The 19,208-nt window shown below is 41.9% G+C and carries 15 protein-coding genes, 5 tRNA genes and 1 pseudogene; 10 read left to right on the forward strand and 11 right to left on the reverse strand.

The window, feature by feature from the left end:
- Nucleotides 1-104 precede the first annotated feature (104 nt).
- Complete coding sequence (gene manA, locus Q7674_RS18190; protein ID WP_045063659.1) at nucleotides 105-1,304, reverse strand: mannose-6-phosphate isomerase, class I; 1,200 nt, start codon at nucleotides 1,302-1,304, stop codon at nucleotides 105-107.
- A gap of 276 nt (nucleotides 1,305-1,580) precedes the next feature.
- Between manA and Q7674_RS18195 the strand changes: the two genes are divergently transcribed.
- Nucleotides 1,581-2,447, forward strand: coding sequence for an AraC family transcriptional regulator (locus Q7674_RS18195; protein ID WP_045063657.1), 867 nt, complete (start codon nucleotides 1,581-1,583; stop codon nucleotides 2,445-2,447).
- Here Q7674_RS18195 and Q7674_RS18200 read toward each other — a convergent pair.
- The 5 genes from Q7674_RS18200 to Q7674_RS18220 form a co-directional block, all read right to left on the reverse strand.
- Nucleotides 2,419-3,207, reverse strand: a complete 789-nt coding sequence (locus Q7674_RS18200; RefSeq protein WP_045063656.1) for a PTS sugar transporter subunit IIA — start codon at nucleotides 3,205-3,207, stop codon at nucleotides 2,419-2,421. The two genes, Q7674_RS18195 and Q7674_RS18200, sit on opposite strands and share 29 nt — an antisense overlap.
- A 12-nt stretch (nucleotides 3,208-3,219) precedes the next feature.
- Nucleotides 3,220-3,531, reverse strand: coding sequence for a PTS fructose transporter subunit IIB (locus Q7674_RS18205; protein ID WP_045063654.1), 312 nt, complete (start codon nucleotides 3,529-3,531; stop codon nucleotides 3,220-3,222).
- A 113-nt stretch (nucleotides 3,532-3,644) separates the two neighbouring features.
- Nucleotides 3,645-4,772 (reverse strand): 23S rRNA pseudouridine(2604) synthase RluF, encoded by a 1,128-nt coding sequence (gene rluF / locus Q7674_RS18210; RefSeq protein ID WP_045063653.1) that lies wholly within the window; start codon nucleotides 4,770-4,772, stop codon nucleotides 3,645-3,647.
- 216 nt (nucleotides 4,773-4,988) lie between these two features.
- Nucleotides 4,989-8,123 (reverse strand): multidrug efflux RND transporter permease subunit, encoded by a 3,135-nt coding sequence (locus Q7674_RS18215; protein WP_305423046.1) that lies wholly within the window; start codon nucleotides 8,121-8,123, stop codon nucleotides 4,989-4,991.
- Nucleotides 8,123-9,205 carry an efflux RND transporter periplasmic adaptor subunit gene (locus Q7674_RS18220; protein WP_045063650.1) on the reverse strand — a complete coding sequence of 361 codons (1,083 nt, stop codon included), beginning with the start codon at nucleotides 9,203-9,205 and terminating at the stop codon, nucleotides 8,123-8,125. The genes Q7674_RS18215 and Q7674_RS18220 overlap by 1 nt, the downstream gene beginning before the upstream one ends.
- A 180-nt stretch (nucleotides 9,206-9,385) precedes the next feature.
- Between Q7674_RS18220 and Q7674_RS18225 the strand changes: the two genes are divergently transcribed.
- From Q7674_RS18225 to Q7674_RS18250, 6 genes are all read left to right on the forward strand, one after another.
- Nucleotides 9,386-9,470 (forward strand) — tRNA-Tyr (locus Q7674_RS18225).
- 67 nt (nucleotides 9,471-9,537) lie between these two features.
- Nucleotides 9,538-9,622, forward strand: a tRNA-Tyr gene (locus Q7674_RS18230).
- Between the two features lie 68 nt (nucleotides 9,623-9,690).
- Nucleotides 9,691-9,775, forward strand: a tRNA-Tyr gene (locus tag Q7674_RS18235).
- Nucleotides 9,776-9,843: 68 nt separating this feature from the next.
- Nucleotides 9,844-9,928, forward strand: a tRNA-Tyr gene (locus tag Q7674_RS18240).
- Nucleotides 9,929-9,996: 68 nt separating this feature from the next.
- Nucleotides 9,997-10,081: transfer RNA gene (locus Q7674_RS18245), tRNA-Tyr, on the forward strand.
- 205 nt (nucleotides 10,082-10,286) lie between these two features.
- Nucleotides 10,287-11,957 (forward strand): response regulator, encoded by a 1,671-nt coding sequence (locus tag Q7674_RS18250; RefSeq protein ID WP_045063648.1) that lies wholly within the window; start codon nucleotides 10,287-10,289, stop codon nucleotides 11,955-11,957.
- 67 nt (nucleotides 11,958-12,024) lie between these two features.
- Here the strand turns inward: Q7674_RS18250 and Q7674_RS18255 are convergent, their stop codons facing one another.
- On the reverse strand, nucleotides 12,025-12,267 hold the full coding sequence (locus Q7674_RS18255) for a GlsB/YeaQ/YmgE family stress response membrane protein (RefSeq protein WP_008987703.1): 243 nt from the start codon (nucleotides 12,265-12,267) through the stop codon (nucleotides 12,025-12,027).
- Between the two features lie 473 nt (nucleotides 12,268-12,740).
- On the opposite strand from Q7674_RS18255, the pseudogene budC reads away from it, so the two are divergent.
- From budC to grxB, 3 genes and pseudogenes are all read left to right on the forward strand, one after another.
- Nucleotides 12,741-13,502: pseudogene (gene budC, locus Q7674_RS18260) on the forward strand (meso-2,3-butanediol dehydrogenase).
- A gap of 199 nt (nucleotides 13,503-13,701) precedes the next feature.
- Nucleotides 13,702-14,508: an exodeoxyribonuclease III gene (gene xthA / locus Q7674_RS18265; protein WP_023931456.1), complete on the forward strand. Its 807-nt coding sequence runs from the start codon at nucleotides 13,702-13,704 to the stop codon at nucleotides 14,506-14,508.
- A 64-nt stretch (nucleotides 14,509-14,572) separates the two neighbouring features.
- Nucleotides 14,573-15,223, forward strand: a complete 651-nt coding sequence (grxB, locus tag Q7674_RS18270; RefSeq protein WP_023931455.1) for a glutaredoxin 2 — start codon at nucleotides 14,573-14,575, stop codon at nucleotides 15,221-15,223.
- An 87-nt stretch (nucleotides 15,224-15,310) separates the two neighbouring features.
- On the opposite strand, the gene Q7674_RS18275 is transcribed toward grxB, so the two are convergent.
- From Q7674_RS18275 to Q7674_RS18290, 4 genes are all read right to left on the reverse strand, one after another.
- Complete coding sequence (locus Q7674_RS18275; protein WP_305423049.1) at nucleotides 15,311-16,000, reverse strand: ABC transporter permease; 690 nt, start codon at nucleotides 15,998-16,000, stop codon at nucleotides 15,311-15,313.
- Nucleotides 16,001-16,004: 4 nt separating this feature from the next.
- Nucleotides 16,005-16,745, reverse strand: a complete 741-nt coding sequence (locus Q7674_RS18280) for an ABC transporter permease (RefSeq protein ID WP_023931453.1) — start codon at nucleotides 16,743-16,745, stop codon at nucleotides 16,005-16,007.
- Between the two features lie 89 nt (nucleotides 16,746-16,834).
- Nucleotides 16,835-17,611 carry an ABC transporter substrate-binding protein gene (locus tag Q7674_RS18285; RefSeq protein ID WP_023931452.1) on the reverse strand — a complete coding sequence of 259 codons (777 nt, stop codon included), beginning with the start codon at nucleotides 17,609-17,611 and terminating at the stop codon, nucleotides 16,835-16,837.
- Between the two features lie 121 nt (nucleotides 17,612-17,732).
- Complete coding sequence (locus Q7674_RS18290; protein ID WP_045063645.1) at nucleotides 17,733-18,503, reverse strand: ABC transporter ATP-binding protein; 771 nt, start codon at nucleotides 18,501-18,503, stop codon at nucleotides 17,733-17,735.
- Nucleotides 18,504-19,208 lie beyond the last annotated feature (705 nt).

A 19,208-nucleotide genomic window follows, 5' to 3' on the forward strand; every position in this document is an offset into this window, starting at 1 on the left:
TTAGCTATAACGCAGAATTTTAGTGAGTTACTTCACACTAACCGATACAAAAAAGCGACAGAAGAATCTGTCGCTTTTGATAAAGGTTAATTATTTAACAGAGCTTAGTTATAAGCACGAGCAAAACTGCCAGTACAAGTTACTTGGTACTGCTCAGCGTACGCTGGAATAAAGACAGACTGACCTTTACCAATCACAACTGTATCGCCATTGCTATGTGTTAGCGTTACTGGCGCATCAATAGCGAAGATAATTTCAGCGCTATTCACAGCAAGCGTAATATTCTCTACTTGCTTATAAACACTGAACTTAAAATCAGGCACTGGAATGGCATAGTGTGAACCATTTTCAGCTTTAGTCGGTGCTAATAGCAGTGAATCAAATGCCATTGGTGTAAAGTAGGTATTAGCTACTAGCTCTGGCACATCCATGTATTTTGGTGTTAAACCTGCGCGCAATACATTGTCAGAGTTAGCCATGATCTCTAACCCCGTACCTTTAATGTAAGCATGTGGCGTACAGGCACTCAAAAACATCGCCTCACCCGGTTGAAGAGTTAATACATTTAGCATTAATGGCGCAAATAAACCGATATCACCTGGGTATTGCTCAGCTAAATCTAGTAATAAAGCAAACAACGGCTGATCTTTATGTGCCTCACTGTAAGCCAATAATGCGTTTACCGCTGATGCTTTTTGCTCACCTTCTAGCGATAACATCGCAGCAAAGAAATCACGTAAACCTGCTTCCGTTTGATTAGCATTAAATGCAACTACTAACTCGCTGATAGCTGGAATTTCAAGTGCATTGAACTGCGTTGCAATCTCGTCGATTTGACGGAAACCATTCATTGCTTGGTAAGGTGTTAACGCAAAGACCAACTCTGGCTTATGGTTAGGATCTTTGTAATTACGATTCGCCGCATTACGCGCTATACCCATTTGCTCTTCTTTAGCAAAGCCTACTTCAGCTTGCTGCTTATTTGGGTGAACCTGAATAGACAATGCGTTTTCAGCCGCTAGCACTTTAAATAAATACGGCAGTTCACCAAATTGTTGCTGGGTTTGCGCACCGATAATCGCATAAGGATCTGTGGCAATAAAATCAGACAACTTCACCACTTCGCCTTGAACTTCAATTTCAGAGCAACCATTAGCATGAGCGCCCATCCACAATTCTGCCTGTGGTTTCGCTTCAGGGTTCGCAATACCAAACAAAGTTTCAATCGAGGTTTTGCTTCCCCATGCATAATCTTGGATCACGTTATTCATTTTAAAAAACATAGAGCGGTGAGTACCAGCCATGATTCATTCCTAAATTTATTATCGTTGTGCGTCGATGAAATAATATTCCACTTAGCAAATCAAAGAATTACAAAGAGGAATACTATTTAAACCAGCGTAAATGTTACATAAGTCAAAAAGTGGAACATCCATCAAGGTCACAATACAACCTTATTCGATACAATCCATTAGTTGATTCATGTTTTACAATATATTGCGCTGCACTATAACAAAAACAACCGCAAAGATTCATTCCTAACTCACAATCCTTACAACTCAGGTTTATTGGCGGCAATAATGGATACTGTATTTCTTAATCTAATCGACTCTATTCTCGAAGAGCAAGAGAGCTTCAACCATATTTGGTTTGCCAACGACCACACCACGCCGCCGCAATTTAGCTACCAAGTAAACTTCCCTCGTCTTGAACTGGTGCTTAAAGGCGAATATGTGAACCAATTAGAAGACGGCGAGCATGGGATTTGTGACGTTAATCTGATGCTAGGTGATGCGCTGTATATTCCACCTAACTGCTGGAATAAACCCAATTGGGAAACCGAATGCTCTGTACTGAGCTTACTGTTTGGTAAACGGCAAATTGGCTTTAGCTTGGTCAGTAAAAGTAAAGATAACCCGAACTTCTTCGATGTACAGAAACACTCAATTCAAGCAGCTACGGGGCATGCTATTGATCCTATTTTATCGGCATTGAATATGCTGGCAAAAGAGCCAACCAAAAAGCCAATGGATGAACATCTGCTATTGGCACTGCTTAGCTATAGCCGCTCTATGCTCAATACTCCGGATCGAGTTAAAAAGAACCGTTGTGAAGATCTATACCAAGGGATTTGTATTTATATTCAAGAAAACTTTCACCGTGCGATCAGTCGTGAATCCATCGCTCATCGCTTTAACATTACCCCGAATCACCTTTCACGCTTGTTCAGACAACAAGGGCACATGCGACTAGCTGATTACATCTGTTGGGTACGGTTAGAGCGCGCAAAGTTTATGCTCAAAAAATACAATTTTCGGTTAGCGGAAGTGGCAACCCGATGTGGGTTTCAAGATATGAATTACTTCTGTCGAGTGTTTAAAAACAAAACAGGTCGAACACCGACTGAGTACCGAAGCCTTAATCAGACGCTAGCATCGCCTCAATGATCAGCGCTTGTAACACATGACTATCAGACACTTGGCGCAACGCTTTAGCATAAGGCTCTTGTAGTAGTTGCTTTGAAAACCGAGAAAATGCCATCAACACACAACGTGGCGAAGGCTTAGGTAATACCATCATCAATACTTTGCTGATATTACCTCTCGGACTCTGCCAATCCATTTCCTGACAACAAGTTATTACCATTGCAGGTTGCAAAATAGGTTCAATCATCACATGGGGCATCGCAATACCCTCTGCCATCACAGTTGCTGAGATACTTTCACGCTTTTCTATCGCGGATAATACAGTTTGATAATCATCAGTTTTGAACACCTTTTCCTCCACCAGCGAGCGTGTCAACGAGGCTAACAATGATGCTTTATTCTGAACGGCTTGAGGTTGTTTAGATGTGATAAAAGAAAAGGGAAAATCCAGCGATGCCATGCGCTGTTTTAAAATGTCATTACCTTTACTGTCGCTCGATGAAAACAATAACGGACACGCATATTCGTGAATAAAGTCTGTCAGCACTAATAAGGCCAACTCAGCATCAGCGCCTGTAATAATGAGCTGACACAATTGATAAGGTTTACTGGCAAGGGTTGATACCCGAAGTGGCTTTGTTACTGACTCTGAGCGTAATAGCTGCAAGTTAAACACTTGGACATCAGAGGAAAAAAAACCAGCGAGCTTTTTCAATTTATCTAACTGAAAAAGAGTTAAGCCCGTTTCCCCACAATAGAAAGTAAGACGTCTTTCTAACATCTCTATACCCTGCTATCGGGAAATTAATTGCTGGCAGCGTTTAAGTACCGCTTCTGGATCAATCAACACTTCTTCAATGGTCACACAGTGGATCTTACTGCCTGTAAAGCGGCTACGTTGCTCCACTTCAATATCTGAAGCAATCAAAGTTAAATCCGCTTTGGCAATGTCTTGCATAGTTAACTGATCTTCGATGCCCATTGCGCCTTGGGTTTCAACTTGGATCTGAATCCCCATTTTATGCGCTGTTTTATTTAGTGCATCTGCTGCCATATAAGTATGAGCGATCCCCGTTGGACAAGCCGTTACTGCTACAATTTTCATGCTACTTCCTTATCGCGCATCGAATCACGTACAAACAAAAACGCCCTTTCAGCTATTCACTCTTATTGAGAGCGTATAAGAAACTAAAGGGCGCTATTTTCATTTAAAAAGTCTTAATCTTCTTTCTTAGATTTCCACTTCTTAATACCCGTACTTTTACCGCCAAAGCTTGGTTTTGAATCACGACCTGTATTACGTGAAGGGCGAGAATCTTGACGACGATTGTCATTACGACCTTGACCATTACGCTCATTGCCGTTGCGATCTTGGCTATTACGTTGACCACGTTGTTGACGACCTTCACCACCCTCTTCGTTACGACGGTTTTGACGCTGACCACCCGGGCGGCGAGTAAATTCACCAGTACCACTGTAGGTTTTAAATTTCTTTTCTTGTGCGCGTTTTTCGTTACGTGCTTCTTGTTGGCGATGATCATACAGCTTTGCATCGGTAGCTTTTTCAATCTTACGACCTTCACCATCAACTTTTGATGCTTCTTCCGTACCGCTTGATTGAGAAATTAAACGATGAATTTCCGCAATTTCATCATCAGTTAAGTAACGCCACTTGCCGTTTGGTAGACCATCAATCGTGATGTTCATGATACGCACACGGCGAAGCTTGTAAACTTCATAACCCAGCGCTTCACACATACGACGGATCTGACGGTTCAAACCTTGCGTCAGTACAATACGGAAAGAAAAGTTCGTTTCTTTGGTTACCTTACAAGGCAGAGTAACTGTATCTAAGATCTCAACACCTGATGCCATTTTCTCTAAGAACTCAGGAGTGATCACTTTATCAACACGTACAACGTATTCTTTTTCATGAGAGTTACCTGCACGTAAGATCTTATTAACGATATCACCATCGTTAGTTAAGAAAATCAGACCATCAGAAGGCTTATCTAAACGACCAATCGGGAAAATACGCTTACGGTGACCAATAAAATCAACGATATTACCTTCGATATGACGCTCAGTAGTACAGGTGATCCCTGTTGGCTTATTTAGCGCAATGTAAATTGGACGCTCTTTGCTACGCAATGGCTTATCATCAATAAGCACATCATCGCGGTCTGTTACACGTACGCCCATCTCTGGCTTTTTACCATTAATAGTGACGCGTCCCTGATCAATCAGCTTGTCCGCCTCACGGCGTGAGCAATAGCCTGTATCACTAATGAATTTATTTAGTCGAACCCCTTGTGGGCTCTGCTCTTGCGTTGGATTCTGTGACATGGTTTTCTTCTATAAAGGGCTTTAGGACGATCAGGGTAATAAACTTCCTTATGGCAGTTTAATTACTCGATTGTTATCTAGGCTGAAGTTTAACTGATTGCTCAGTAAAGAGGTAGTCGCAGTACCTTGCAAGCCATAAAAAGACCAACGAAAAACCAAAAGAAAAGGCGATAAGTTTCCCTACCGCCTTTAGTCTTTCAAGTTTGTGTTTGTGGTTTAATGATCTTGCTTAGGCAGATCACCGTGACTCATACGACCGATATAATCATGCTGCAGCTCTTTTTCTAATAAGCTTTCAACATAACCCGGTGATTTGGTATTACCCGCCATTAAACGATACATAGCCGGAATCACAAACAAGGTCACCAAGGTCGCGAACGCCATACCAAAAAACACCACAGTACCTACAGAAATACGACTTTCTGCGCCAGCACCGGTTGAGATGATCAACGGAATAGCACCAAACAAGGTGGTAAATGCCGTCATCAGAATTGGGCGTAAACGTCGAACAGATGCATCAACGATCGCTTGTTCAAACTCAACGCCTTTGTCACGCAATTGGTTAGCAAATTCGACGATCAAAATACCGTTCTTGGTTACCATACCAATCAACATGATCATACCAATCTGGCTGTAAATATTGAGCCCTTGACCCATTAACCACAAACCAGCCAAGCCACCAAAGATCCCCATTGGAACCGTTAGCATCACTACCAATGGATTCACAAAGCTTTCAAACTGTGCCGCCAATACCAAGTAAGCCACCAGCAATGCCAAACCAAACACCAAGGCAATGCTGCTTTGGTTTTCTCTGAAATCTTTCGACTCACAAGCATAGTTAATCGTGATATCTGATGGCAGTTTTTCAATCGCTTGTTGATCTAAGAAATCTAACGCTTCACCTAAGGTATAACCTGCCGACAAATTTGCTTTTAAAGTGATCGATTTCTGCTTTTGGTTATGACTCAGTTTTTGCGCTGAAGCCACTTCATCAATCGAAGCCACGGTATCTAACGTAACTAGCTGACCATTTTTCGCCCTTAGATAAATCTGGCTTAAATCGGCTGAGCTATTAAAGCGATTTTCGTCACCACGTAGGTAAACATCATATTCTTCACCACGTTCAACAAAGGTAGTTTCACTACGACCGCCCAGCATCACTTCCAGCGTTTCTGCAATATCTGAAACAGGAATCCCTAAATCTGCTGCTCGTTGGCGATCAATATTCACCATGAGCTCTGGTGTGGTTTCGGCATAATCGAGATCCACACCTTCCATCATTGGGCTATCTTCTGCAATGTGTTTAAGCTCCGATGCCCATTTATAAAGCTCTTGGTAATCAGAACCACCTAACACAAATTGCACCGCTTCCGATGAACCGCCTCTAAAGCCCGGCATAATTGGAATTACACGTACATCAGGAATACCCGTTAATGCCTTGCTTACCATCCCCAATGCTTGTTGTGCCGACACAGAGCGATCTTGCCAATCTTCTAACTGCATGATCACAAAGCCAGTTTGATCGCCAGCACGACCACCAAACGCAGGAGATTGAATACTGACAGATTTCAGTACACCTTTACCTAGCATTGGCAACAAACGGCTTTCCACTTCATCCATATTGCCGATCATACGGTTATAACTGGTGCCTTCTGCGCCTTTCACAAAAGCAAATAACACCCCGCGATCTTCTTGTGGCGCCAATTGGGCTGGGATTACTTTCATTAAACCAACACTTGCGCCAATGCACGCCAAGACAACAACAGGTGCGATAAAACGTTGTTTAACAGCAACGGTGACGCCTCGACGATAAACATTCTCTAGCTTATCAAACTGGCGGTTCACCCAAAGGTTAAAACGCGTCGGTTTTACATTGGCTTTTAGGATCTTACTGCCCATCACTGGCGTTAACGTTAACGCAATCAATGATGAGAAAATCACTGCCATCGCAAGTAGTACAGAGAACTCAGTAAATAAACGCCCTACCATGCCTTCCATAAAGGAGATCGGCAAGAATACCATCACCAATACCGCAGTCGTTGCAATCACCGCAAAGCCAACTTCACGAGTCCCTTTGTAGGCTGCAAGCAAAGGAGATTCACCACGCTGCATGTGATGGAAAATATTCTCTACTACCACAATGGCATCATCGACCACCAAACCAATCGCCAAAATCAGCGCCATTAACGTCAATAGGTTGATTGAAAAGCCAAAGAAATATGCGGTAATAAAAGCGGATATTAACGATACTGGAACCGTAACCGCAGGAATTAAGGTCGCACGGGCTTGCCCAATAAAGACATACAGCACCAAAATAACCAAGGCACCAGTCACTAATAAAGTGCTGTACACTTCGCTAATTGAGCGTTCAATAAACACCGTTGCATCGTAATCCACAGTTAGAGAGGTACCCGCAGGCAAGAACTTCTGCATTCTCGCAACTTCAGCACGAACATCGTTTGCCACCTCTAAGGGATTAGCATCCGACATGGTGACAATGCCTAAACTCAGGTTAACAACACCGTTACTCTTAAAGGTTGAGTTTTCATTCTCCGCACCAACGGCAACATCAGCGACATCTTTTAAGTAGATCGGTGTGCCATTTTCTGTTGTGCGTACAACCAAGTATTTAAAATCGTTAGCATCACGGTATAAACGCGCAGTCCTAACTGCCATCACGGTTTGATCGTTACGTACTTCACCGCCTGGTAATTCAACGTTTTCATCACGCAGCGCATCAATAATGTCTTTGGTGGTAACGCCTCGACCCACCATTAATTCAGGTTTGAGCTTAACGTACATCACCTTATAAAGGCCGCCACTCAAGCTCACCGAACTGACGCCGTTGATCAAACTAAAGCGATCTTCAAGCACACGTTGGGCGTAATCCGTTAGCTGAGTACGATCCATTTCAGACGAAGACAGATTGATATAAACCGCAGGCTCACCCGAGCCGTTATCTTTCGATACCACAGGATCGTTAGCATCATCAGGTAAACGACGCTGAGCACGAGCGACCGCATCACGGACATCACTAACACCTTCGGTCAGATCCCAATCCATCGAAAATTCAATCGAGATCCGAGACATACCATTGCGTGTGATTGAGGTGATATTGTCGATCCCGCTGATCCCCGATAATTCATCTTCAATCGGGTTCGTCACTTGGCTTTCCATTACCGTCGCAGAGGTACCTGGATAGGTGGTCATCACCGTCACCACAGGGCTTTCTACATCTGGCATTTCACGAATAGCCAATTTGGAGAAAGACACTACACCAAACACACAAAGTAATAAGCTCAGTACAATCGCAACAACCGGGCGTTTTACCGAAACATCAGATAACCACATCAGCTATCCACTCCCTGTTGTGCGCTTTGCTTTGGCGTAATATCAGAAACTTTAATGCCATCACGCATATTCACTAAGCCTTGCACCACAATGCGATCGCCAATATCGGCACCTTTGTTGATCACTACGGCATTATCAATACGAGCACCTAATTGAACCTCGGTACGGTGTACCTTCTCTTTATCATCAACAAGGTAGATAAAACGCTTAGTACCTGAGTATTCAATCGCTTGAACAGGGATCACCGCTTGAGGACGAGGAATAAAACCAATATCAGCCGCCAGTAACATACCCGGCTTTAACGCATTATCTTTATTATCAAACACCACACGGACTTTGATATTTAAAGAATCAGTTTGAACCCGAGAATCAATCGCTTGTACTTCACCATTAAACACGCGATCAGGCCATGCTTGACTGGTTGCGGTCACTTTCATACCTACCGCAAGGTGAGATAAATATTGCTCTGGCACCTGAATATCTAATTTCATCGAAGACAGATCGTCAAATGTCAGTAGTTCTGCACCTTCAGCTACTCGATGACCCTGACTAAAATCGAATAAACCTACCGTGCCGTTAAAAGGGGCTTTAATAACATGATCGTTTAATTCAGCACGGGCTGCTTTCAAGCGGGCTTGAGCAATATTGACACTCGCGGTTTGCGCATCGATTTCAGTTTGCGTGATCGCACCACGTTTAACTAAGCGCTTAAATTCATTTAATTTACGTTGTTCGTCATTGAAATAGGCTAGAGCTTCATCGTAAGCCGCTTTGGCTTTTTCATTATCAAGTTGGATCAGCGCAGCTCCTTTCTCAACCAGCTGATTTGGCTCTACATTAATTTTTGTAATTTGTGCTGATGCTTCCGCTGCAATGTTGACAGAGTGCTCCGCTTGTAATTTACCGGTTAAAGAAAGAGATTGAGCGATACTCACAGAAGATACCGTTCCCGTCGTTACACTAACGACACGACTCGAACGCGCTCCTTTACTTTCTTGCGCTGCATGAGACGTTCCCTGAAAGTAGAAGTAACCACCAGATAACACTGCAGCAACCACGACTGCCACGACCATTTTTTTCATTGTCAAAACACCGTAAAAAATCCTGCCGCAATAATATCTGAATCTTGCTTTTAACAACGTCAAGAAATGTAAATTTAAGCAAGAATTCGTAATATGATGAAAATTCAGCCAAACACACAATATTTATAAGAAAAGTCTTTACAGGATCGGAATGTTTGCTATTATGCGCCCCGCACTTGTGGTGGGGTTCCCGAGTGACTAAAGGGAGCAGATTGTAAATCTGCTAGCACTGCCTTCGAAGGTTCGAATCCTTCCCCCACCACCATCTATTTCGAGAAGCTGTCGCCACTGACATCTTTTCTGGCGAAAGCCAAACAATAGCAATACCCCGTGGTGGGGTTCCCGAGTGGCCAAAGGGAGCAGATTGTAAATCTGCTGACACTGCCTTCGAAGGTTCGAATCCTTCCCCCACCACCATCTATTTTGAAAAGCTGTCGCCACTGACATCTTTTCTGGCGAAAGCCAAACAATGAGCAATACCCTGTGGTGGGGTTCCCGAGTGGCCAAAGGGAGCAGATTGTAAATCTGCGAGCACTGCCTTCGAAGGTTCGAATCCTTCCCCCACCACCATCTATTTTGAAAAGCTGTCGCCACTGACATCTTTTCTGGCGAAAGCCAAACAATGAGCAATACCCTGTGGTGGGGTTCCCGAGTGGTCAAAGGGAGCAGATTGTAAATCTGCCAGCACTGCCTTCGAAGGTTCGAATCCTTCCCCCACCACCATTTATTTTGAAAAGCTGTCGCCACTGACATCTTTTCTGGCGAAAGCCAAACAATAAGCAACACCCCGTGGTGGGGTTCCCGAGTGACTAAAGGGAGCAGATTGTAAATCTGCCAGCACTGCCTTCGAAGGTTCGAATCCTTCCCCCACCACCATCATTCAAACCAGTAGCCTCGGCTGCTGGTTTTTTATATCTAATATTTATCCCGCTCACCTTATCCATAAAAATCCTTCAAAAATTAATAGCAAAATAATTGCTATAATCGTGTTATGCCGTTACTTTTGTTTATTGTTATCAATAAGCACAATAAGTCATATTGATTACAATAAATTCAGTAATAACAACACTATGGATAGGTTATGGCTTTGAGTTTCACGGAAATAGAGCAGGATAAGTGGAACAACATAAAAGTGCTCATCGTTGATGATCAACTTTCGTGTGCGCAATTAGTTAAAAGTGTTTTAGAAAAAACAGCGATTAAATCCATTGATATCGCCACTTGCTACCAACAAGCCATTCAACTGTGTCAGAATCATCGTTACGATATTGTTTTATTTGATTTTCACCTAAATCAAAACATCAATGGTGGTGAACTGCTCACCTTGCTGCGTAAGAAAAATATCATTACCTCAAATTGCGGTGTGATTTTTTTCTCTGGCGATCGCTCACCCGAGGTTATTTCAACCACAATGGGCATTGATCCTGATTGCTTCCTTACGAAACCCATTAATGTCGGCACGCTAAAGCAGAGAATTAGAAACGTTTATCACGTTTGCTTACAAAGAAAGCCTATTTATGACGCCTTAGATCAAAACAATACAGAGCAAGCGATCCAACTTTGCCGCCAATTATTACGAGAGCAAGGTCATAACCTTCATATTGAGATTCTGTTACTTGAACTTTTAATGGAACAGAAACAATGGCAACAAGCAGAACAATTACTCACGCTTTTTAAGCAACGATCTCAACACCACAAGCTTGCTTTAATCGAAGCTCAACTCGCAGCCAAACAAGGTGGTATCAAAGAAGCAGTAAGACAGCTGCAATTGTTGATCAAGCAAGTACCTTTATGTGTCAACGCCTATGATGAATTAGCGCGTCTCTATCAACAAAATAAGCAATTTGAAAGCGCGTTAAGTATTGCCCAGCAAGGACTTATGCTTACGCCAACGATCCCACATCGTGCCTTACTCGTTGCCCAGCTTGCTGCTGATATGAACGAAATAGAGATCTTTCTACAAGCTGGAAAGACACTCTCAACCCATCTTCCAATCATTGATAATCTGTGGTTAATACACTTTGCTGAATACACCGCTATTTTTGAGCAAATCTACACGAACCAACTATCAACTCAGCATAGCTATCGACTACAAAATGAAATCAAACAGATCCATCAATTTGCTACGCAGCGATTACAGGAAACACAACGTTATCTGCTCGATGCTTTCGCTAATGTGGTGATGGCTAGAATTAACTATACCGAACAACAAATCACCAAAGCGAAAAGACGCCTATTTCAAGGGCTTAAACCTTTTTTTGGTGTGATGCATCAAGCACCGTCCATTGTCATGATAGATGCACTACCTATGCTGATCAGCTTTGGTGAAACACGCTTAATTGGGGAAATATACCAAGTCCTTATGACTCGTTCAGAGCTTGATGGTCATAGTCAATATCGCTTAAGTCAGCTAAAAGAAAAACAGCTGATCATTGAAAATATTCGACTACTGGTCAGTCACTTAGAAACGGCGAAGATCAATCTATCTGACGATCCCAAAAGAGCTGGCGCATTATATAAGACCATTTTGCATGACTATCCACAGTGTAGTGAGGCCATACTCGGTTACTGTGATAGCTTGATCAATCAACAAGATTATCAAAATCCAGAGCTATTAGAGTACACCAAGCAATTAACAACACTTCCATTGCCAAGCCCTCTTGCGCCTTGGAAAAAGGAAATCATAGAAAAGCAAACATCAATACAACCAATGGTGATCAACCATTTAGCTACAAATATACAAAAAGCCTAACGTGAAACACGCTAGGCTCTCATTTTTATACTCGATTTTACGCTATTCGCTTGTAAATAAAGAGAAACTAGCGAATGAAACGGTTATAGATAAATAGCAGTACTAGTGCACCTACTGTAGCAACAACGATTGTGCCAACAAAACCTGATGCACCAATACCCAGTAGAGAACCAAGGAAACCACCAGCGAAAGAACCCGCAATACCTAAACCACATGTAGCAAGCCAACCGCCACCATCATTTCCAGGCATCAACCATTTAGCTAGCGCACCAGCGATAAGACCAACAATAATCCAAGTGATTATAGACATTACATTCTCCTTAGTATCTAACAGTAATAACACTATTACTGCGTAATCTTCATCCGAATACTATTTAAAACAATATGTTGTAGTATTTCGCACTCATCCAGCATAGACCTGATAAGAGACCCAATACAACTAAAGCTTGTATTTTTTATCTCTTTTTATCATTACCTATTTTTTAAGCCTGAGATAGCAGCTTAACTAAAAACTAATATATTGATTTTTAATCATTAAATGTCAGCTAAGAGCAAAAAATTAATTCTCTTATTAATAAATAAAACGATGGTTTATTTATTTGACACAGCAAATACCCTTCAATATGTGAATGGGTTATGAATAATTATTTCTTAATTCCTCGCAAATCATTCCGTTATTCATTTGTTCTTAACATTGCCTAAATATTAGTGATAGAGATCACAAATCTACTATCATCAGCGCTCTATCATGCGCGCATAATTTGTATGACATAAAGGCCGATCATGAACAGATTCGAAGGAAAAGTGGTGATTATCACAGGTGCTGGTAACGGTATGGGTAAGGCGGCAGCACATCGTTTTGCTTCCGAAGGTGCCATTGTTGTTTTAGCAGATCTTTACCAAGACGCATTAGATAAAGTACAGAGTGAGCTTATCGCAGAAAAAACACTGTGCGTAAAAACTGACGTATCTAATGAAGAAGAGGTTAAGAACCTTATCGAACAAACCATTAAGATCTTCCATAAGATTGATATCTTAATCAACAATGCAGGTGTACATATCCCAGGTACGATTTTAGACGGCAGCATTCAAGACTGGGAGAAAATCTCTAGTGTGAATATCAATGGTGCGATTTACTGCTCTAAACATGCCTTGCCTCATCTTATTGAAAGCAAAGGCTGTATTGTTAACAACGCCTCTGTTTCAGGCTTAGGTGCTGACTGGGGAGCTGCATATTACTGCGTATCTAAAGGCGCAATTGTAAACCTTACTCGTGTTCTAGCACTGGATTTTGGCCTACAAGGTGTGCGTGTAAACTCTGTATGCCCAAGCTTAGTGAAAACTAACATGACCAATGGCTGACCAGAAGATATTCGTAATAAGTTTAACGAACGTATTCCATTAGGTCGTGCCGCAGAGCCTGAAGAAGTTGCAGCCGTAATGAGCTTCCTAGCAAGTAGTGATGCAAGCTTTGTTAATGGTGTAAACCTACCTGTTGACGGTGGTGTTACTGCATCTGACGGTCAACCTAAAATCGTTGCTTAACTAATTAGCTATAAATAACTTATACCTACCGAAGGCGGCTCTTTATCTTTCTCGTCGCCTTCTTTTCTCTAATATTCTTTGCTTAATATCGATTAACCTCATCGTTTATTTAAAATAAATAGGCTCTGTTACGGCTTAACATCTATGTTAGTATCTTGGCTTATCCGTAATTTAAAACTGACATAAATCGGAATAAATGATGAAAGTTATCTCCTTCAACATCAATGGGCTACGTGCTCGCCTTCACCAATTACAAGCCTTAATTGAAAAACATCAACCAGACGTCATTGGTCTCCAAGAAATTAAAGTTCATGATGAAGCATTCCCATTAGCGGATGTTGAAGCGATGGGCTACAAAGTTTACTTCCACGGTCAAAAAGCCCACTACGGCGTAGCTATGTTATGTAAACAAGAGCCAATCAGTGTACAAAAAGGCTTTCCGACCGATGATGAAGATGCCCAACGTCGTATGATCATGGCAACTTTCAAGCAAGAAAACGGCAAGGATCTCACTGTGATGAATGGCTACTTCCCACAAGGGGATAACGTAAGCCATGAAACAAAATTCCCTGCGAAAGAAAAATTCTACGCGGATCTGATGAACTACTTAAATACTGCCCACACTAACGATGAAGAGTTAATTGTGATGGGTGATATTAATATCAGTCCTATCGATTTAGATATCGGTATTGGCCCAGCTAACGCAAAACGCTGGCTAAAAACAGGCAAATGTTCATTCCAACCGATTGAACGTGAGTGGTTACAAACCCTATTAGATTGGGGCTTTATTGATACTTTCCGTCAACTACACCCAAGCGTCGACGATAAGTTCTCATGGTTCGATTACCGCTCTAAAGGTTTTGTTGATAACCGTGGTCTGCGTATTGACGTGATCCTTGCGACACCATCTCTGGCTGAGCGCTGTGTAGAATCCGATATCGACTATGAATTACGTGGTATCGAAAAACCATCGGATCACGCGCCGATCTGGTCAACATTCAAATAAAAATAAAGGTGAGTATTTACTCACCTTTTTACTACCTATTTCACTTCACTCTAAGGGACTACCTATGAAGTTATTCGTTTTTGACCATTGCCCTTTCTGCGTCAAAGCCATGATGATCACAGGCTTGAAAAAAGCCAATATTGAATTGGTTTATCTACAAAACCACGATATTGATGCACGTATCGAGAAAGTGGGTGCTAACATGGTGCCAATCCTCCAAAAGCCGGACGGTAGCTATATGGCTGAAAGCCTTGATATCGTCAAATACATCGACAATAGCGATGCGAACCCAGTACTGACGCCTGAGGTTCATCAACAAGAATTAGTAGAATGGGCAGAAGCGGCTCGCCATTGTGTGCCTTATTTACTCTACCCTCGCTGGCTGAAAATTGACTTACCAGAGTTTCAAGTGGAAGAAGCTAAAACGTGGTTCCATGATAAAAAAGCGCCAATGCTGTCAGTCAGCTTTGAACAAGCGTTTGCAGATTCTGCGCACTACATTGAACTTGCTAATAACGCACTGCAAACATTGGAATGGTTAACATTGCCATCAGAACGTAATAATCAGCTAAGCTATGATGATATTCATCTATTCCCGATGCTACGTAATCTCACGGTCGCAAAAGGCGTTCAATACCCAGCTCGTGTTCGCCAGTACATTAATGAAGTATCTGCACTCACATCCGTTCATCTGTATGATGATGTGGCGGTGTAAACACATTACCAATAACAGAGAAGCCCAGCCTTGAAACTTAAACTCTGGGCTTTTTGTCTTCCTCCCCCAAGTAATGACGAAGATAGACTAATCTGTTATTTCAGTCAGTGGCTGTAAATGACGTAAGTATCGTGCTTCCAGCTTCTTAAAGCCCCAGATAATGGCAAACGTCAGTACCATGTAACATAAACCAGCAAACAAGAAGGATTCAAACGGTGCGTAGTAACGTGAGTTCACTATTCGTGCAGCACCGGTTAAATCCACAATAGTAACAATCCCCGCCACCGCTGAGCCGTGTACCATGAAGATCACTTCGTTGCTGTAAGTCGGTAACGCTCGGCGTAACGCACTTGGCAAAATAATACGGCGGAAAGCTTGAAGTTGGCTCATGCCATAGGCTTTGGCCGCTTCTATTTCTCCTTGTGGCATACTGTTAATTGAACCGCGAATAATTTCAGCAGTGTATGCCGCGGTATTTAAAATGAAAGCCACTAACGCACAGAACCATGCTTCTTGCCACAATGTGCCTTGCACTTCGATAACTTGGCTTAAACCGTAATAAATCAAGTAAAGCTGGATCAACAGTGGTGTACCACGGAAGAAGTAAATATATGCCCAAGCCAGAAACGCGATAAATTTGTTGTCGCTATTGCGCATTACGCCAATCGGAATAGCACACACAAGTCCAATCAATAACGATACTGCGACCATCCAAACTGTGGTGTAAAAACCTTCGAGGTAGATCTGCCAGCTTTCAGTAAAAATCGTAAAGTCCATATCACTACCTCGTCGGAATACTGTATTTACGCTCAGCCCAATTAAGTGCCAAGGTCGATATCGAGGTAAAAATTAAGAACACAATCGCAACGGTAAAATAGAAGGTAAAAGGTTTTTGCGTTGTGCCTGCGGCTAATGCGCCTTTGCGCACCATGTCATCAAGACCAATGATCGAGACCAAGGCGGTAGTTTTCAGCAATACCAACCAATTATTACCAAAGCCCGGTAAAGCATGGCGGATCATCTGTGGTAATAAAATACGACGAAACGAAAGAAAACCGCTCATCCCATATGCTTTGCCCGCTTCAAGCTCGCCTTTATCTACCGCTAAAATCGCGCCACGGAACGTTTCTGCCATGTAGGCACCAAAGATAAAGCCTATGGTTAAGACACCCGCAACAAACGGACTGATCTCAATATAATCGGGTAAATAACTCGTCCATTCATGGTTTGGATCAGACTGAGTGAAATGGTTATTCAGCCATTCATTAATGTTATATAAGCTGTCATTAAGTAGCATTTGACCGCCGAAGAAGATCAGCATCATCAAGACAAGATCGGGAATACCACGGATCACCGTCGTATAAAGTGTGGCAATCGCACGCGCCCAGCGATAAGGCGACAACTTGGCTAATGCACCTAACATCCCCAAGGTGGCAGCAAGCAATAGTGACAACAGTGCAACTTGAATTGTTATCCATGCGCCTTGGGCTAGAGACCATCCATATCCATATAAATCGAACAACGGCATACTCCTTCATTGTTCAAAATAACGAGCACGTACCATCACCTATAAAGTGTTAGCAACAGCACATGCTCTTATTCAGCTACGAGTTACTGACCGTAAACGTCATAGTTGAAGTACTTCTCTGCAATTTTTTGGTACTGACCATTTTCACGTAACGCTAGGATCGCTTCGTCTAACTTTTTGGTCAGATCTTTATCTTGCTTACGTACTGCAATACCAAAGCCTTCACCAAACCATTTAGGATCTGTCAGTGATGGACCAATAAATTCAAAGCCTTCACCGCCGTCTTTATTTAGCAACCCTTCTTCCAATGCTGATGCATCACCTAGCACGCTAACAATACGACCAGCTTTTAAATCAAGGTAGGCATCATCAAATGAGCCATAACGTACAATTTCAACTGAATCACCAAAGTTATCAGTTAAGTATTTATCGTGGGTCGTTGCACGTTGAACACCAATTTTCACCCCTTTTAAACCTTCTTTAGTAAAGTCTAAATCTGTGCCTTTCTTTGCCACAAACTTATTTGGGATCAGCGCATACTTGCCTGTGAAATCAATTTTCTTCTTACGTTCTTCGGTGATAGACATTGCAGCGATGATCGCATCATATTTACGAGCGAGAAGCGATGGAATAATACCGTCCCAATCTTGAGCTACGATCTTACATTTCACCTGCATTTGCGCACAAAGTGCGTTTGCCATATCAACATCAAAGCCTTTTAGTTCGCCGTTTGGCTCAGTCCAGCTAAATGGAGGATAAGCACCTTCAATACCAAAGCGCACTTCTTTCCACTCTTTAGCTTGTACTGATGATGCGCCCATCGCAGAGATCAATGCTGCGGCTAAAATCCATTTTTTCATATCGCTTCTCCTGTTTATATTCAGTGATCAGAGCTATCTCGCCATGACCATCACGCTTAAAAGCGCAGTTATCTATAAGCAGAGTGACAAACACCCTACGCCTTAATCGATAACTCTAAGTTTAGTAAATAGACGAAATAAATTGCTGCAATCTTTCAGATTCTGGATTAGTAAATAGTTTATCGGGGTGACCTTGCTCTTCTACTAATCCTTGATGGAGGAACATCACTTGATTTGACACATCACGAGCAAACGCCATTTCGTGAGTTACCACCAACATGGTACGCCCTTCTAGTGCCAGATCTTGCATAACACCCAGCACTTCACCGACAAGCTCTGGATCTAATGCTGAGGTAGGTTCATCAAACAGCATTACTTCCGGATCAACCGCAAGCGCACGCGCAATAGCAGCGCGTTGCTGCTGACCACCAGATAAATGGGCTGGGTAATAATAACGACGTTCAAATAAGCCAACTTTTTGTAATAAGGCTTCGGCTTTTTCAACCGCTTCTGCTTTCGGTACGCCTAGAACATGCACAGGTGCTTCAATCACATTTTGTAGCACTGTCATGTGCGACCACAGATTAAAGCCTTGAAATACCATGGCTAAGCGGGAACGAATACGTTGCACTTGTTTCTCGTCAACAGGAAGGAATTCACCACGGCTATTATGATGCATTTTTATCAATTCACCGTTAACCCAGATATCGCCTTGCGTTGGGGTCTCTAATAAGTTGATACAGCGTAGAAATGTGCTCTTTCCTGAGCCTGATGAGCCAATAATCGACACTACATCACCACGGTGAGCAGTAAGAGAAATGCCTTTTAGCACTTCATTGTCACCAAAAGATTTATGCAGGTCGTTGACTGCTAGCGCCACGTCATCCTTCATGTGCGCAAACTCCCGTCTTATAGAAATTGTCACTGACTCGAATAGCTATTCTTTAACAGAGCATGACATTTCATTAAAAATCATCTTTTTTGAAAGTATCACCTGAAAATACTTTTTGCAACATTCCATTAACCTAACTGAAATAACAAATACAGCACCAAATATCGCCTATTTACGCAGTTTTGAAGCATAAAAAATCACAACAATTTAGTAGGAGGGTTTTATCTTTACATTTTTGATGAAGTGAATGTTCAGTCATTCCACGCAGAGCAAAAAACCAACCGTTACTTTTTAAGCAGAATTTAATTTTACGCTTAATTTCCTGACGCGAAATTGATGAAAATGCAGCAAACGTGATCGTAGAATAAAGCTATAAATATGCATGGGCATAAAAATTAGCTTTATTGCCTTACTCTGCTATGTTTTTCTCAATAATAAAAATGACTCAAAAATGCATAGTTTTGAATCTGAGACTGTTAGTTAAATATCACGACTTTTTTGATTTTTAACAAAAACGACAAGTAAAAATTACAATAAAACGCGTTATTCACATTTTTAAGTAACAATTAAAATTTTTTTTAGTTTCATAGCCATTTTTAGCGGTCAATATACGCTAAAAAAAACAACAAAAAACACTAAATCATTGTTTTTTAATGGTTATTTATTTTAACTACAAAGCAAAATAATAACTGTAAGAAAATTACA

Source organism: Photobacterium leiognathi (genome assembly GCF_030685535.1).
GTDB lineage: Bacteria > Pseudomonadota > Gammaproteobacteria > Enterobacterales > Vibrionaceae > Photobacterium > Photobacterium leiognathi.